The organism is Streptomyces sp. NPDC046985 (assembly GCF_040644415.1).
Taxonomy (GTDB): domain Bacteria; phylum Actinomycetota; class Actinomycetes; order Streptomycetales; family Streptomycetaceae; genus Streptomyces.
Map to the genome: position 1 here is coordinate 245,178 of NZ_JBEYWK010000001.1, position 15,289 is coordinate 260,466.

13 protein-coding genes are annotated in these 15,289 nt (G+C 73.6%); 5 read left to right on the forward strand and 8 right to left on the reverse strand.

Features of this window, described 5'->3' with window-relative positions; all coding sequences use genetic code 11:
• Positions 1 to 209: 209 nt before the first annotated feature.
• The 7 genes from ABZ861_RS01065 to ABZ861_RS01095 all read right to left on the reverse strand — a co-directional run bounded on the left by ABZ861_RS01065 (position 210) and on the right by ABZ861_RS01095 (position 9,212).
• On the reverse strand, positions 210 to 1,931 hold the full coding sequence (locus tag ABZ861_RS01065; protein WP_361621544.1) for an ABC transporter ATP-binding protein: 1,722 nt from the start codon (positions 1,929 to 1,931) through the stop codon (positions 210 to 212).
• Positions 1,928 to 2,926 carry an ABC transporter permease gene (locus tag ABZ861_RS01070; RefSeq protein ID WP_361621547.1) on the reverse strand — a complete coding sequence of 333 codons (999 nt, stop codon included), beginning with the start codon at positions 2,924 to 2,926 and terminating at the stop codon, positions 1,928 to 1,930. The genes ABZ861_RS01065 and ABZ861_RS01070 overlap by 4 nt, the downstream gene beginning before the upstream one ends.
• Entirely contained in the window at positions 2,923 to 4,011 is a 1,089-nt protein-coding gene (locus ABZ861_RS01075) for an ABC transporter permease (RefSeq protein ID WP_361621550.1), read from the reverse strand. The genes ABZ861_RS01070 and ABZ861_RS01075 overlap by 4 nt, the downstream gene beginning before the upstream one ends.
• A 4-nt stretch (positions 4,012 to 4,015) precedes the next feature.
• Positions 4,016 to 5,734, reverse strand: a complete 1,719-nt coding sequence (locus tag ABZ861_RS01080; RefSeq protein ID WP_361621553.1) for an ABC transporter substrate-binding protein — start codon at positions 5,732 to 5,734, stop codon at positions 4,016 to 4,018.
• 186 nt (positions 5,735 to 5,920) lie between these two features.
• On the reverse strand, positions 5,921 to 6,013 hold the full coding sequence (locus ABZ861_RS01085) for an Ms4533A family Cys-rich leader peptide (protein WP_361621556.1): 93 nt from the start codon (positions 6,011 to 6,013) through the stop codon (positions 5,921 to 5,923).
• A gap of 56 nt (positions 6,014 to 6,069) precedes the next feature.
• The gene (locus ABZ861_RS01090) at positions 6,070 to 8,169 is read right to left on the reverse strand and encodes a DUF3152 domain-containing protein (RefSeq protein WP_361621559.1); all 2,100 of its coding nucleotides are present in this window, start codon (positions 8,167 to 8,169) and stop codon (positions 6,070 to 6,072) included.
• Between the two features lie 8 nt (positions 8,170 to 8,177).
• Positions 8,178 to 9,212, reverse strand: coding sequence for an alpha/beta hydrolase (locus ABZ861_RS01095; protein ID WP_361621562.1), 1,035 nt, complete (start codon positions 9,210 to 9,212; stop codon positions 8,178 to 8,180).
• 234 nt (positions 9,213 to 9,446) lie between these two features.
• Between ABZ861_RS01095 and ABZ861_RS01100 the strand changes: the two genes are divergently transcribed.
• From ABZ861_RS01100 to ABZ861_RS01115, 4 genes are all read left to right on the forward strand, one after another.
• On the forward strand, positions 9,447 to 9,674 hold the full coding sequence (locus ABZ861_RS01100) for a hypothetical protein (RefSeq protein ID WP_361621565.1): 228 nt from the start codon (positions 9,447 to 9,449) through the stop codon (positions 9,672 to 9,674).
• Between the two features lie 330 nt (positions 9,675 to 10,004).
• Positions 10,005 to 10,646, forward strand: a complete 642-nt coding sequence (locus tag ABZ861_RS01105; RefSeq protein ID WP_361621568.1) for a TetR/AcrR family transcriptional regulator — start codon at positions 10,005 to 10,007, stop codon at positions 10,644 to 10,646.
• Between the two features lie 126 nt (positions 10,647 to 10,772).
• On the forward strand, positions 10,773 to 11,000 hold the full coding sequence (locus ABZ861_RS01110) for a DUF3107 domain-containing protein (RefSeq protein ID WP_361621571.1): 228 nt from the start codon (positions 10,773 to 10,775) through the stop codon (positions 10,998 to 11,000).
• 346 nt (positions 11,001 to 11,346) lie between these two features.
• A complete protein-coding gene (locus ABZ861_RS01115; protein WP_361621574.1) occupies positions 11,347 to 11,616 on the forward strand; it encodes a hypothetical protein in 270 nt (89 codons plus the stop codon).
• A 401-nt stretch (positions 11,617 to 12,017) separates the two neighbouring features.
• Here the strand turns inward: ABZ861_RS01115 and ABZ861_RS01120 are convergent, their stop codons facing one another.
• Positions 12,018 to 12,773 (reverse strand): ferritin-like fold-containing protein, encoded by a 756-nt coding sequence (locus tag ABZ861_RS01120; protein WP_361621577.1) that lies wholly within the window; start codon positions 12,771 to 12,773, stop codon positions 12,018 to 12,020.
• Between the two features lie 492 nt (positions 12,774 to 13,265).
• Between ABZ861_RS01120 and ABZ861_RS01125 the strand changes: the two genes are divergently transcribed.
• Positions 13,266 to 15,289 (forward strand): DEAD/DEAH box helicase (locus ABZ861_RS01125; protein WP_361621580.1); only part of this gene is annotated, 2,024 nt, incomplete at its 3' end.

Consider the following 15,289-nt stretch of genomic DNA (forward strand, 5'->3'; position numbering starts at 1 on the left):
TTCGTCTCTTCCGTCGCCGCCACGCAGGCGTTCAGGGCGCCGTCGGTCGCTCCGACGGCTCACAACGGGACGAACGTATGCGGACATGCAGGTGGCGCGACGGACGGTTGTCCATCGCGCCACCAAAAGGGGTGAACGGTCGTAACTTTCCCGCGTGTGCAGCGTTGGAGCGCGCTAGGGAAGAGCCCGCACCGTCCGGACCGGCCGCGTCAGGCCGGGGCCAGCTCCCTTCGCAGAGCGCGGCGGCGCGCGGCGACCTCGGGGTCCAGCGTCGGCACGGCGGCCAGAAGCCGCTTGGTGTACGGGTGTTCGGGTGACTCGTACACGACCCCGGCCGGGCCCTCCTCGACGATCCGGCCGTCGCGCATCACGGCGACCCGGTCGCTGACCTGGCGCACCACGGCGAGGTCATGGGCGACGAAGACCAGCGCGATCCCCAGTTCCCGTTGCAGCTCGGCGAGGAGGGCGATGACCTGGGCCTGGGTGGTGACGTCGAGCGCGGAGACGGGTTCGTCGCACACGATCACGCGCGGATCGGCGGCCAGCGCCCGCGCGACGCCCACGCGTTGGCGCTGGCCGCCGCTGAACTCGTGCGGATAGCGGTCGCGGTGCGCTCCTTCGAGACCCACGCGCGCCAGGAGTTCGCCGACGCGCTCCTGGACGCGCCGCTCGTCGCGTTCGCCCCGCGCGCGCAGCGGGTCGGCGATGGACTCGCCCACGGTGCGGCGGGGGTTGAGGGAGGAGACCGGGTCCTGGAAGACCATCTGCACCTCGGGGTTCACGCCGGTGTGCGGGCGCCCCGCGTAGCGGATCTCGCCCGCGCTCGGCGCCAGCAGCCCGACCAGCATCCGGCCCAGGGTGGTCTTGCCGCTGCCGCTCTCCCCGACGACGCCGAGGGTCTCGCCCCGGCGGACGGTCAGCGAGACGCCGTCCACGGCCGCGAGCGCCCGCTTGCCGCGCCCGAACTCGCGCCGGAGTCCGGCGGCCTCCAGGACGATCTCACCGGCAGAGAAGGCATCAGCGGTGTCGGCGGCGTCCCGGGCCCGGTCAGCCCCCTCAGCCCCCTCAGCCTTGTCGGCCTCACCGGCCTGAGCAGCCGCGTCGGCACGGACGGCCGCACCGGCGTGGCCGGGCTCTTCCGCCGCAGCGGCTCGCGGAGCGTCCACGCGCGGGACCGCGTCCAGGAGGGCGCGGGTGTACGCATCGACGGGCGCCCCGAGGACCGTGCCGACCGGGCCGTGTTCGACGGCCCTCCCCCGCCGCATGACCAGCACCTCGTCCACGCTCTCGGCGGCGACGCCGACGTCGTGCGTGACGAGCAGCAGGCCCATGCCGGTCTCCTCGCGCACCGTGTGCAGCAGGTCGAGGATCTGGGCCTGGACGGTCACGTCGAGAGCGGTGGTGGGCTCGTCGGCGATCAGCAGCTCGGGCGAGCAGGCGAGCGCCATGGCGATCAGGGCGCGCTGGCGCATGCCGCCGCTGAACTCGTGCGGGCGGGACCGCGAGCGGCGCGCGGCGTCCGGGATGCCGACCCGGTCCAGCACCTCCACGGCACGCGCGCGTGCGGCGCGGCGCGACGCGCGGGCGTGCGTGCGGTAGACCTCGGCGATCTGGTCGCCGATCGCGTAGTACGGGTCGAGCGAGGACAGCGGGTCCTGGAAGACCATGGCCGCCCTCGGGCCGCGCAGCCGCCGCAGTTCGGCGTCCGGGGCGGCCTGGACGTCCGTGCCGGCCACGCGGACCGAGCCGGCGACCCGGGCGCCGGTGCCCCGGTGCAGGCCGAGCAGGGCGCCGGCGACCGTGGACTTCCCGGAGCCGGACTCGCCGACGAGCGCCAGGGCGGCGCCCTTCTCCAGGCTGAAGGAGAGTCCGTCCACGGCCCGCAGGGACCCGAACGCGACCGTCAGGTCCGTCACTTCCACCAGGCTCATGCCAGCACCACCCGTCGGTCGGCCACCGCGTACAGCACGTCGGCGACGGCGTTGGCGATGACCACGAAGAAGCCGATGACCAGGACCATGCCGACGACCACCGGCAGGTCGACGACATTGACCGCGTGGACCAGTTCCTGGCCGATGCCGGGCAGGCCGAACAGGGTCTCGGTGAGCACGGCGCCGCCGACGGCCGAGCCGACGGTGTTGGCGTTCAGCGCGATCACGGGCGCCAGGGCGCCCCGCAGGGCGTGCCGTCCGACCACCGAGCGCTCGCCCACGCCGTACGCGCGGAAGGTGCGGATGTGGTCCTCGGCCAGGGTCTCCAGCATCGCGGCGCGGGTGAGGCGGGCGAAGGCGGCGGCCTCGATCAGGGCGAGCGAGAGCCACGGCAGCAGCAGGTTCCACGCCCACTGCTCGGGGTCGTCGCCGAAGGCCACGTACTGCGGGAAGGGCAGCAGCCGCAGTTGGCCGCAGACGACGATCATCAGCACCAAGCCGAGGACGAACACCGGGGTGGCGGTGCCCGCGAGGGTGATCGCGGTCAGCACGCGCTCGGAGAAGCGGCCCCGCCGCCAGGCGGAGAGCACGCCGGTGCCGACGCCGAGGACGAGCCACAGCACCATGGCGCCGGCCACGAGCGACAGGCTGACCGGCAGCTTGGTCAGGATGAGCGGGAGCACCTGCTGGTCGGTCTGGTACGACCGTCCCAGGCAGGGCGCGGCGCAGTGCTCCACAGATGTGCCCGTGGAGAAGTCACGGCCCGCGACGAGTCCTTCCAGGAAGTGCCAGTAGCGCAGGTAGAGCGGGTCGCCGAGCTGCAACTGCTGGGCGACCTGGTGCACCTGCTCCGGAGAGCAGCGCGGGCCGCAGGTGATCTGGGCGACGTTGCCGGGGGTGGCGTAGAAGACGACGTAGACGATGACCGAGATGGCGAGCAGAGTGATCACCGTGCCCGCGGCCCGGCGCAGCAGGAACCCCGTGAAGCCGCTCATGCGGTCCCCTCCTTCGCGTCCTTCGCGTCCTTCGCGGCGTCCGCGCCCCTCGCGCCGTCCGCGTCCTTCGCGCCGTCGCCGGGGCTGGTCGCCGCCGCCGCGACGGGGTCCTTGTGGCCGGTGCCGACGCGCAGGCGGGAGGCCGCGCGCGGGTCGAGGGCGGTGCGCACCGCGTCGCCGAGCACGGTGAGGGCGAGCACGGTGACGAACAGGGCGCCGGCCGGGTAGAGCAGGTACTGCGGCGCCGCCTGGTACCAGACGTCGGCGGCGGTGAGCATCTGTCCCCAGGACGGCGTCGGCGGCTTCACGCCCACGCCGAGGAAGGACAGGGCGGCCTCGACGGTGATGTTGACGGGGATGAGCAGGGCTCCATAGGTGATGACGGGCGCGGCGAGTCCGGGCAGCAGCTCGCGGCGGGCGATGCGCCAGGCGCTCCAGCCGCTCAGCCGGGCGGCGGAGACGTAGTCGAGACCCTTCAGGGTGAGGGTCTGCGCGCGCACGATCTTCGCCACCGTGCCCCAGGCGATGAGGCCGATGACGAGGGCGACCAGCACGGGGCGCGGAAAGCTCGACGGCACGATCGCCAGCAGGGCCAGCGACATGATCATGAGCGGCATGGACACGATGATGTCCGTAACACGACTCAACAGTTGATCAACCCATCGACTCCCGAGCGCGGCCGTCACGCCGACCGCGACCCCGATCGTGATCTGCACCAGGGTCGCGGCCAGGGCGACGCTCAGGGACACCCGCGCGCCGTACGCCAGGCGCGCGAACAGGTCGCGTCCTGTCTGCGGCTCGACGCCCAGCCAGTGGTCGCCGCTGACGCCGCCGAACGAGCCGAGGGGCACGCCGCCGCGGGCGGAGTCGACGAGCGCGGGGTGGTACGTGGTCGGGTCCTGCCCCTCCAGGGCGGTGAGCAGCGGGGCCGCGAGGGCCACCAGGACGAGCAGCGCGACGACGGCCGCGGCGACCAGGGCGGCGCGCTGCGCGCGCAGCCGCCGCCAGAACTGACGGGCCCCCGAGGCCCCCGGGACGGGTATGTCCGCCCCGGGGGCCTCAGCGGCGACAAGTGCCTCGCTCACGGCGCTACTTCACCGCGACCTGGGAAACGTCCAGCACGCCGGTCCAGTCGCTGATCACGATGTTCTTGACGTCCTTGCCGTACAGCCGCTTGTAGACGGGGTGGAACAGCGGCACGGTCAGGGCCTGGGCGCCGATCTTCTCGTCCAGGGCGCCCCAGCGCTTGGCGGCGGCGTCAAGATCGGTCAACTTGTTGATCGCGTCAATCTCGGAGTTGACCGACGGGTCGTTCAGCAGTCCGGTGTTGAAGTTGGCACCGTCCTTGACGATCTGCCGTCCGTCGAAGATCGGGGCCAGGAAGGGGCCGCCGGAGGGCCAGTCGGCGCCCCAGTGGGCGAGGAAGAGGCCGGGCTCCGTCTTGACACTGTGGATCTTGTCCTTGTAGTCGTTGTCCTCCAGGCCCTGGAGCCTGACGGTGATGCCGGCCTTCTTGAGCGCGTCCTGGACCGCGGTGGCGATCTCGGGGCTGGTCTCGAAGTCCTTGCTGTTGGAGTGGGTCAGGGTAATGGTGAGGCCGTGCGCGTAGCCGGCCTCCTTCAGCAGCTCACGGGCCTTGGCCGGGGCGCCGGACGCGCCCGCCGGGAAGAGGTCGTAGGGCGTGTAGCCGAAGGACTTCTGGTTCGGCAGGAAGGTGGTGGCGGGCTCGGCGAGCGCCGAGCCGCCGGCCGCGTTGACGACCGAGGAGCGGTCGACGGCGTACGAGATCGCCTGGCGCACCTTGACGTCGTCGAACGGCTTGATCTTCGGGTTGAACGCCAGGTAGTTGGTGTAGCCGAAGTGTCCGGTGCCGACGCGTGCGGCCAGTTGACTGTCGCTCGTGGTCTTGGCGAGTTCGGCCGGGCCGAGGTTGGTGTCGGTGGTGACCGCGGCGGCGTCCGCCCCTTGAGACGCGGACAGCCGCTGGTTGATCACCGAGGAGTCGAGTCCGGAGCGCACGTCGATCCGGTCCGGGTACGCCTTGCGCTCGGAGTCGGTGGCGGCCGACCAGGCGGGGTTGCGCTCCAGCAGGAGGCGCTCGCCGTCGTTCTCGTTCCGGATCACCTTGTACGGCCCGGAGGAGACCGGGTGGTTCTCGTACTTGGTGCCGGTGTCCTTGCTCTTCGGCACCGGCGTGAACTGCGTCTGGGTGGCCAGCAGCGGGAACTCGCCCTCGGGCTTGTTCAGGTGGAAGACGAGCGTCCGGCTGTCCGGCGTCTCGATCGCGCTCAGGCCCTTCTTGTCCTTGTACGGGCCCTGATAGTCGGCCGCGCCGGTCAGCCAGTCGCGCAGGTAGGGGGCGCCGCCGGAGAGTTCGGGGGCGAAGGAGCGCTCGACGCCGTACTTGACGTCGGCCGAGGTGATGGGCGTGCCGTCCTCGAACTTCAGGCCCTTCTTCAGGGTGTACGTCCACACGGTCGCGTCCTTGTTGGGACGCCCGGTGTCGGTGGCGAGGTCCGGGACGACCTTGGCGCCGGCGGCGCCGTTCGCGCGGTGCCGGGTGGTGAGCGTGCGGAACACCAGGGAGGGGATGTTGCCGCCGCCGGAGGTGTACAGCCGCGCGGGGTCGAAGTCCTGCTGCGGCTGCGCGTTCAGAACGCTGAGGACGCCGCCCTTGCGGGGCTTGGAGTCGCCGCCGGCGCCCTGGGCGCCGCTGTCCTTCGGCCCGCAGGCGACGGCGCCCGCGGCCACCACCAGGCTGACGGATACCGCGGCGACGCGGCGGGCGGGGACGGACGGTTGACGCATCGGAATGACGACCTCTCGTGAGGACTCGGCACGCTCGTCTCGGATCGCGAGACGGCGGGAGCGAGGAGTGAGACGGGAAACGGCAGACGTCTGCCCGGCGACGGTCGTCGAGTCATCGAGAGGCCGGGGACCGCGAGCGGGTTCCGGCGGGAGGCGAGGGTCGCGACGCGCACCTGAAGGCGGGCGTCAGCGACAGAGGATGTCGGCTACACAGAGCGGGGTCACGCCGATCAGCGCCAGCTCTATGGCGGCGCGGACGGGGGCGTGGCAGGGCGACATGCCCAGAAATATGTATGAACTTTGCGCCCATGTCAAAGTGACGTCCGAGCCCTGTCTCAACTACTGGGATACGGCCACGGGTTCGGCAGGCAGTGGATCCCGTCGTGATCGAGGAACTTCGTCTGCTGCTGCATGACCGGGGCCAGCTCGCCGTCCTTCTGACACGTGACGTGATTGTGACCCAGCCGGTGGCCGACCTCGTGGTTGATCAACATCTGCCGGTAGGCGTGCATCTTGTCGCCGTAGGTCTTCGAACCCTGCGCCCAGCGGTAAGCGTTGATCATCACGCGGTAGGTGGCGGCCGAGTCGCAGGAGACGTTGTCCTCGGCGGTGTCCAGACCCGACTTGGCGCACCAGGCGGCCGTGGTGCCGGGGCTGGCGAGGGTGATCACGAAGTCGGGACGGCCGGAGGAGACGCGCTCGAAGGTGCGGACGCCGCCGTGCGCCCAACTGCGGTCGTCGTTCAGCGTCTTCTGCACGGCGTCGGCGAAGAGCCCGCCGTCCAGACCGAGTCCCTGCTCCACGTCGACGCGGTAGGCGTACTTGCGCCCCCGGCCGGGCGCCTTGGCGAAGCCCGGCACCGTCTCGAACCTGCCTGACCCCTTGAGCGTGGGACCGAGTGCGTACTTCAGGGCCATCTTCTGGTCGTAGCTCAGCTCCGGCGCGACGGCCGCGGAGGGCGGGACCGCGCGCCGACCCGCGCCCACGCCGGCGCCGGGCCGTCCGGTGGCGGCCGACGCTCGCGCTCGGGCGTCGCCGCCGGTCCGCCCCTCGGCGACCTGTCCGGCGACGACGACGGCGAGCACAGTGATCACGGCGGCTGCCGCGATCCCGGTGAACGTGCGCCCCTTGGCGCCCTTGCCGCCCTTGCCGCGCGCGGGACCGTCGCCGGACGGCTCGCCGCCCTCGCCGCTCCCGTCGGGGCCGCCTTGGCCGCCCTGGCCGCCACCGGAACCGGCCGGTGACGCCGGGCCGGCCGGTGACGCCTGGGCGGTCCGTGCGGCCCGGGAGGTCTTCCCCGGGAGGGGAGCGCTAGCGGGTGCCGCGCCGGACCGGGGCTGGGCGCGGGGCGGTGGGACGGCGAAGGCGTGGGCGTCCTCGTCGAAGGCGTCGAGGTACTCCTGGCGGGGACCCCGTTGCCGGGGAATCGACGCACGGGAGGGCGCGGAGGGGGAGGCTGCGGGACCGGTGGCAGGGGTAGCTCCGGCGGCATCGGTGCGGTCGGGGGCCCCGGTTGCGCCGCCTACGCCGGTCGCGCCGCCGACGCCGGTCGCGCCCTGCCGCTTGGGCGCCGTGCCGCGTATTCGACAAGTCCCGCTGGTCTCACCAGCCCCGCCTGTCCCACGAGTCTCACCAGGGCCGCCCGTCCCACCGGTCCCGGCAGCTTCGCTGCTCCCGCCAGCCTCGTTGCTCCCGCTGGTTGTGCCTATTCGCTCAGCACGCGACGCCGAATGGCCCCAGCCGCCCCCGGCTTCCCGCTGCTCGGGGTGTCCTCCGCAAACCTGCGGAACACCCCGCGCGGGAGTGCCGTCGGATATGCGGGCGCCATGCGCGGAAGTGCTGCCGGATGCACGGGGCGTGCCGTGCGCGGGAGTGCCGTCGGGAAAGCGCGGGGTGCCGTGGGCGGGCGTGCCGTTGGAGAAGCGCGGGTTACCAGGCGCGGGCGTGCTCGCGGGGCGGCGAGGCGACCCCTGCGGGGGCGTGCCGCTCTGGAAGCGGGGAGTCCCCTGCTCGGGCGTGCCGTCCGGCACGCGAGACGTTCCGCGCGTGGGCGGGCCGTCAGAGCGGCGCGGGGTCCCCTGCCCTGACGCCGAAGGCGCGGAAGGTGCGGAACTCGCAGGAGGCGGGGCGCCCTGCCCCGGCACCGGGAAGCGCCCGCTGAGCGCGCCGCGGCCGTCACCGCCCGGCCGTCGCTGGGCCTGAAGCGGCAAGCCGCCGCGCCCCGGGCCCCGCACCGGTCCCCCGCCCGAAGGGGCAGTGCCCGGAACGGCGCCCGAGCCGGGCGCACTGGCGTCTCGCGCGTCGGCGTCCCACGCGCCGCGGGCCCGCTCGTCAGGGCCGGCCTGAGCACCCCTGGGCGCCCGGCCGTCCTGTCCTGCTGTCGCGTCCGCGTCGCCGCCCTTCGGGGCGGGTCCGCGGCGGCTGTGACGTCCCACGTCCCCCCTCAGCCCCCTATGCTCACGCCGGAAGTCCCGTCGTCCGTATCCGTCCCCGCACTGTGCGAGCCCGCGCCCGGCGCCCGCGACTCCCCGGTGTCCGCCAGGAGTTCCCTGAACGCCGTCGCCACCGTCTCCGGGTATTCCATCATCGCCACGTGCCCCGCGTCCGGCAGGGTCAGCAGGCGTGAGTCGCGGAAGGCCCGCACCGCCCGCCGGGCCATGCGGTAGCCGACGAGCTGGTCCCGGCCGCCGTAGATCAGCAGCGTGGGCGCCAGCACCCGTTCCGCCTGGCGCCACAGTCCGTGCTGGCCGCCCAGTGTGTACGCGTCCACGATCCCGCGCGCGGAGCGCGCCATCGCGTCCCAGAAGTATGGCAGTTGAAGCCGCCGCTCCATTTCCTGCACCGCGTTGCGGAACCCCTCGGGCGTGACCCGGTCCGGATCGCCGTAGCAGAGGGCAGTGACGCCGCGGACGCGTTGTTCGGCCGTCCACTCGCGGGTCAGCCGGGTGAAGAAGGCGGCCATGCCGGGCAGCGCGAGCAGCCCGGTCGGCACGGCGGTGCGCTGGATCCGCAGTTCGGGCAGCGCGGGCGAGACCAACGTCAGAGTGCGAACGAGATCGGGGCGCTGCGCGGCGACGCGGGTGGAGACGGCGCCGCCGAGCGAGTTGCCGAACAGGTGGACCGGCCCGCGGCCGGAGTGCTCCAGGAGGCGGATCACCGCGCGCGCGTGCCCGCTGACGGAGTAGTTGCCGTCGTCCGGCGGCGACGAGTCCCCGAAGCCGGGCAGGTCGAGCGCCTCGCCGTCGACCACGTCGTCGAGCTGCGCCATCAGCGACGACCAGTTCAGCGAGGAGCCGCCGAGCCCGTGGACGTACAGCGCGGGCGGCAGGTCCTGGCGCGCGGGCGGCCGGGAGCGCACCGCCAGCGTCAGCCCCGGCAGTTCGACCGACCGCAGCCGTTCGCCCTCTTCGGCCCTGACGGGCGCCACCCGGGGGAGAACGTTGGCGGCCGGCACGGAAGGCAGCTCGGTCGAAGACATGCGGCAATGTTACGAGACGATCACGCGATGGCCCCTGTGTCCGCCGTCACAAGCGGCACGGTGCGGGCGGCCCCGGCGCGGCGGGAACGGTGCGCCGCGCACCGTGGACCGAGCCCTTGCCGGAGGCCGCCGAACCGCATGGCGTGCACATCGGGTGTCTCCTAGGCTCGTAGGCAGGGCACCCCCATACCGCCCCTGTCGCCTTCAGGGACACCCGCAGGAAGGGAGCCCAGCATGACCATCGACCCCACCGATCCCGAGACGTTCGAGGACGGGAACGGGAGGCGCAACGGCGCCGAGATCGACGTGGAGGCCCCGGAGGGCGACTCCGCGGAGCAGCGGGCGGACATCGCTCCCCAGCACGACGATCCCCTGACCGGCGCCGACCCGGACCGGGCGAACGAGGCGGACCTCGCCGAGCAGGCACGAGTCGTGTCCCTGGACGAGGACGACTACCGGTGACGGGCCGCGCACCGGTGGGCGCGGAATCGAAGCCGAGGGCGAGATAAGCGAGATTTCCGACGGGCGAGGGACAGGCACCGAGCGCGGGACCGTCGACGCGCGGCGGGTCGGCGCCGTGCGCGGAGACACCGTCAGGCGGGGGCGGGGCTGACGCCGGACGCCCCCGCAGCCGACCGCGCTGGGCCGCTTTGCCGCTTTCTGCGCCGTTTCCACGCTGTTTCCGCGCCGCCCGGTCCGTGAAATTCTGCGCTCACACCGCGCGCGGCGGGGTTACCGAAAAGTACGATGGCGGCGCGGCGCACACCGCGGAGGACGACTTTGGGAGGCGGCGTGACAGCCATCGAGCAGACAGAGGCGGCACGCCCGCGCGGCACGCGCCTGCCGCGCCGTGCCCGCCGGAACCAGTTGCTGGGCGCGGCCCAGGAGGTCTTCGTAGCGCAGGGCTACCACGCCGCGGCCATGGACGACATCGCCGAGCGCGCCGGGGTCAGCAAGCCGGTGCTGTACCAGCACTTCCCGGGCAAGCTCGACCTCTACCTGGCGCTGCTCGACCAGCACTGCGAGTCGCTCATCCAGGCCGTGCGCAGCGCGCTGGCCTCCACGAGCGACAACAAGCAGCGCGTGCGCGCCACGATGGACGCCTACTTCGCCTACGTGGAGGACGACGGCGGCGCCTTCCGGCTGGTCTTCGAGTCGGACCTGACGAACGAGCCCGCTGTGCGCGCCCGCGTGGACAAGGTGACCACCGAGTGCGCCGAGGCGATCTGCGAGGTCATCGCGGAGGACACCGGCCTCTCGCGCGCCGAGTCCATGCTGCTCGCCTCCGGGCTCGGCGGCCTCGCGCAGGTCGTGGCCCGCTCCTGGCTGCACAGCGACCGCAGCGTGCCGCGCGACCAGGCGGTGCAGTTGCTGGCGTCCCTGGCGTGGCGCGGCATCGCGGGCTTCCCGCTGCACGGCAACGAACACCACTGACCGGCGCCGCGGTCTGTTCGCTCCTGGCGTTGCCCGGCCCAGCGTGTCCGTCCCCTCACCGGGCTAATGTGTGCGGGTACGGCGCGGAAGGTCGCGCACTTCACTGACCGTCGGAGGGACATAGCCGTGGAGGTCAAGATCGGCGTGCAGCACGCGCCTCGCGAGATCGTTCTGGACAGCGGTCAGAGCGCTGAGGAGGTCGAGCGGGCGGTGGCCGAGGCGCTGGCCGGCAAGTCCCAGCTCCTGACTCTCGTGGACGAGCACGGCCGCAAGGTACTGGTTCCGGCCGAGCGCCTCGCGTACGTCGAGCTGGGCGAGCCCTCCCCGCGCAAGGTGGGCTTCGGCGCGCTGTAGTCCGCCGCGAGCGGCGCGCGAGCGCCCGGCCGGCATGCGGGACGGGAAGAGGGGTCCGGCGGCACTGCCGCTGGGCCCCTCTTCGTGTCTCCGGACTGCTTGGTCGTGGTGCCGCCGGGGCGCATGCCGTTCCCGCTGCCGAACGCCGTGCCGCAACGCCCTCCCGGTGGTCCGGCGGGGCGCGGAAGGTGCGGAAGGGGCGTAGACGGGGGCGCGTGCGGGGAGCGCGCATACACCTCTGCGGGCATCCCCCGAACGGCCTACACGGGAGGGTTGTGCTCCGCAGGTCAGGGGTATGACCGGCTAGGACCGTCAGGCTTGGGCGACCGTGTGGGAGGGACTCTTCATGCTCTTGGCAACGTTCGGCTCCGCCGTGCTCGGCCTGCTGCTCGGCTGGGCGGCGTTCCGCCGCCTGTCCCACCGTCTGCCGTCCCGTCGGCTGGTGCTCTTCACCGGCGTCGCGGGCGCGCTGTTCGGCGGCTTCGTCACGCGCAGTGCGATCGGCTCCGGCGGTCTGCTGGCGAGCCTGGCCGGTGCGGCGGTGGTGGCCGCCGCCGCTCTGTCGCTGCTGCTGCGCCCCTCGGGAGCACTGCGCCGGTGGTCCGCGCCGGCCTGATCCGGCGCCGCCGCCGGCGCGTCCGCTGACCGACCGCGCCGGGCCCGGCGCACCAGCGCTATGCGCGGACGGTCCACCCCAGGCCACACCGGGTCGCACTGGCCCACCCCCGCCGGGCCGCACTGGCCCATCCCGGCGCGCGCCGACCGGCTGGGGCCGCAGGCGCCGAATCCGGAGCGCGGCGCCCGCGCCCTCCGGACCCGCGCGCGGACCCATGAGCGGCGGGTGCCCCCGCCCCCCACCGTCCGCGTCAGGCGCCCGCCCCGAGCAGCCGCGTCAGGCGGCCACGTCAGGCGTCTGCCTCGGGCGTCCGCATAAGGCGTCCGCCTCGCGCGCCCGCGCCAGGCCCGGGGTGCACGCCCCGACCTGGGTGGCCCCGGAGTCTGCCTCGCGCGCCCGCGTCAGGCGGCCAGCCCCAGCGCGGCCATCCGCTTGGTGTGCGCGTCTGTGATGCGGGAGAACATCCGGCCGACCTCGGCCAGGTCGAACCCGTCGGCGACCCCGCCTACGAGCATCGTGGACAGCGCGTCGCGGTCGGCCACGACCCGCTGCGACTGCGACAGCGCCTCGCCCATCAGGCGCCGCGCCCACAGCGCCAGCCGGCCGCCCAGGCGCGGGTCCGCGTCGATGGCCGCGCGGACCTTCTCCACGGCGAAGCCGGCGTGCCCGGTGTCGTCCAGGACCGCCAGGACCAGCTCGCGGGTGTCGGAGTCCAGGCGCACCGCGACCTCGCGGTAGAAGTCGCTGGCGATCGAGTCGCCGACGTAGGCCTTGACGAGCCCCTCCAGCCAGTCCGAGGGCGCCGTCTGGCGGTGGAAGCCGTCGAGCGCGGCGACGAAGGGGTCCATCGCGGCCGTCGGCTCCTCGCCGATCTCCCTGAGCCGGTCGCGCAGCCGCTCGAAGTGGTGGAACTCGGCCGAGGCCATCTTCGCCAGCTCGGCCTTGTCGGCGAGGGTGGGCGCCAGCTTGGCGTCCTCCGCGAGCCGCTCGAACGCGGCCATCTCCCCGTAGGCGAGCGCGCCGAGCAGGTCGACGACCGCGGCGTGGTACTGCGGGTCGGCGCCGGCCGTCGCCCAGCCCTGGGCGGCGATCCCGGTGCGCCCGGCGGGGGCGTCGGCGGCGTTCTCAGAGGCAGCGGGCTTGTCAGGGGTCGTCATGGAGCGCACAATAGCTCGCCCGCCCCTGCCCTGAGGGACCTGGTCGACGAGTGTGACGGCGGGTACGTGACCAAATCGGCCATCGCGTGTGCGTGAATCCGGGGTATGGTGGTAATGCGCCTGCCGAGTATGCCGACGTCGTTCAGCATGCCTCGACGCGGCGCACGCATGAGGATGCCCGGTCGGTGGCCCGATCGGCTCCGACCCGACAGCCCTCCCTGACCGTACGGCACCGCGCGTACGACGATCGGAGGGACCTCCCAGCGGTTCGAGCGCTAGAGCGTCGGCTGTGGTCCCGTGCCATGCGGTCCGCCCCGTGGGCGACCGGCGTCCCCGGCACGGTCGGACGACACGACCCCCGCGCTCGCCTCGCGCCGCACACACAGAAGAGGCAGCACCCTGACTACGACGTTTCGATCCCTCGGGATCCTCCCCGAGACGGCCGAGGCCCTGGAAGCCGTCGGCATCACCACTCCCTTCCCCATCCAGGAGATGACGCTCCCGGTCGCCCTCTCGGGCACGGACGTGATCGGCCAGGCCAAGACGGGCACCGGAAAGACGCTCGGCTTCGGCCTTCCGCTCCTGGAGCGGGTGACCGTCCCGGCCGACGTCGAGGCGGGCCGCGCCAAGCCGGAGGCGCTCACCGACGCCCCCCAGGCGCTCATCGTCGTCCCCACGCGCGAGCTGTGCGTCCAGGTCACCAACGACCTGTTGACCGCCGGCAAGGTGCGCAACGTGCGGGTCACCGCGATCTACGGCGGCCGGGCCTACGAGCCGCAGGTCGAGACCCTGAGGAAGGGCGTCGACGTGGTCGTCGGCACCCCGGGCCGGCTGCTCGACCTGGCCGGTCAGAAGAAGCTGAACCTGAAGCACGTCAAGTGCCTGGTGCTCGACGAGGCCGACGAGATGCTCGACCTGGGCTTCCTGCCCGACGTCGAGCGGATCATCGCCATGCTGCCGGCCAAGCGGCAGACCATGCTGTTCTCGGCCACCATGCCGGGCGCGGTGATCGGTCTCGCCCGCCGTTACATGTCGCGGCCCACCCACATCCGCGCCACCGCCCCGGACGACGAGGGCGTGACGGTCGCCAACATCAAGCAGTTCGTCTACCGCGCGCACTCCATGGACAAGGCGGAGATGGTCGCCCGGATGCTCCAGGCCGAGGGCCGAGGCCTGGCGATGGTCTTCTGCCGCACCAAGCGCACGGCGGCGGACATCGCCGAGCAGCTCCAGCGCCGCGGCTTCGCCTCCGGCTCGGTGCACGGCGACCTCGGCCAGGGCGCCCGCGAGCAGGCGCTGCGCGCCTTCCGCAACGGCAAGGTCGACGTGCTGGTGTGCACCGACGTCGCGGCGCGCGGCATCGACGTCGAGGGCGTCACGCACGTCGTCAACTACCAGTCGCCCGAGGACGAGAAGACGTACCTGCACCGCATCGGCCGCACCGGCCGGGCGGGCAACAAGGGCACGGCGGTCACGCTGGTCGACTGGGACGACATCCCGCGCTGGCAGCTCATCAACAAGGCGCTGGAACTCAAGTTCAACGACCCGCCGGAGACGTACTCCACCTCTCCGCACCTCTTCGCCGACCTGGGCATCCCGCAGGGCACCAAGGGCATCCTGCCCCGCTCGGAGCGCACCCGCGCCGGGCTGGACGCGGAGGAGCTGGAGGACCTCGGCGAGACCGGCGGCCGCGGCGCCCGCGGCCATGGTGGCCGGGACGGCCGGGGCGGCCGGGACGAGGTCCGTTCGGCCGGAGGCGACCGCGAACGCGAGCGTCCGGCGCGCACCCCGCGCCGACGGCGCCGCACCCGGAGCGGAGCGCCGCTCGACGGCGCCGCCGCGGCGTCCGGTACGGCGGCGGTCACCGAGGCGGCCGCGTCCGCCGGTCCCGCACCGCTGGAGTCCCCGGCCACGGAGGAGAGCGGCGCCCGCACCCCCCGTCGCCGTCGGCGCACGCGGGGCGGCGCAGCCGGACGCCCGGCGGCGTCCGGCGCGGCGACGGCGACCGAGCCGGTGGCCTCCACCGCTCCCTCGTCGCCGCAGACCGCCGCGACCGTGGAGGCGGTCGCCCTCCCGGGCGCCGCCGAGTCCGCGGTGACGACGGCGGAGAACCGGGCCGTCGAGGCGACCGAGGCCGCCCTGGCCCCGGAGGCGCCGCGCCGCCGACGCACCCGTAAGGCGGCGGAGTCCCCGACGACGGCGGAGTCCCCGGCGACGTCCGCGCCGGTCGAGGCCGCGGTCTCCTCGCAGGCGCCGGAACCGGCCGCCGCGCAGCCCGCCGCCGAGGTCCCGGCGACCGAGCCGGCGCCGCGCCGCACCCGTACCCGCACGAAGGCGGTCGCCGCCGAGGCGGCCGTGACCACGGCCGAGGGCGTGGCGGACGCTGCCGAGTCGACCACGTCCGCGCCCCGGCGCCGCACCCGCAAGGCCGCCGTGGCCGTCGTCGCCGCACCGGCCGACGCCGGCACGGTGACCGACGCGGCGGACGGCGCGGCCGAGGCCGCGCCCAAGCGGAC

Excerpts from the sequence above, each read along its gene's own strand:
- ABZ861_RS01120 (WP_361621577.1), bottom strand. The coding sequence starts at position 12,773 with ATGACGACCCCTGACAAGCCCGCTGCCTCTGAGAACGCCGCCGACGCC.
- ABZ861_RS01115 (WP_361621574.1), top strand. The coding sequence starts at position 11,347 with ATGCTCTTGGCAACGTTCGGCTCCGCCGTGCTCGGCCTGCTGCTCGGC.
- ABZ861_RS01100 (WP_361621565.1), top strand. The coding sequence starts at position 9,447 with ATGACCATCGACCCCACCGATCCCGAGACGTTCGAGGACGGGAACGGG.
- ABZ861_RS01070 (WP_361621547.1), bottom strand. The coding sequence starts at position 2,926 with ATGAGCGGCTTCACGGGGTTCCTGCTGCGCCGGGCCGCGGGCACGGTG.
- ABZ861_RS01065 (WP_361621544.1), bottom strand. The coding sequence starts at position 1,931 with ATGAGCCTGGTGGAAGTGACGGACCTGACGGTCGCGTTCGGGTCCCTG.
- ABZ861_RS01095 (WP_361621562.1), bottom strand. The coding sequence starts at position 9,212 with ATGTCTTCGACCGAGCTGCCTTCCGTGCCGGCCGCCAACGTTCTCCCC.
- ABZ861_RS01080 (WP_361621553.1), bottom strand. The coding sequence starts at position 5,734 with ATGCGTCAACCGTCCGTCCCCGCCCGCCGCGTCGCCGCGGTATCCGTC.
- ABZ861_RS01085 (WP_361621556.1), bottom strand. The coding sequence starts at position 6,013 with ATGTCGCCCTGCCACGCCCCCGTCCGCGCCGCCATAGAGCTGGCGCTG.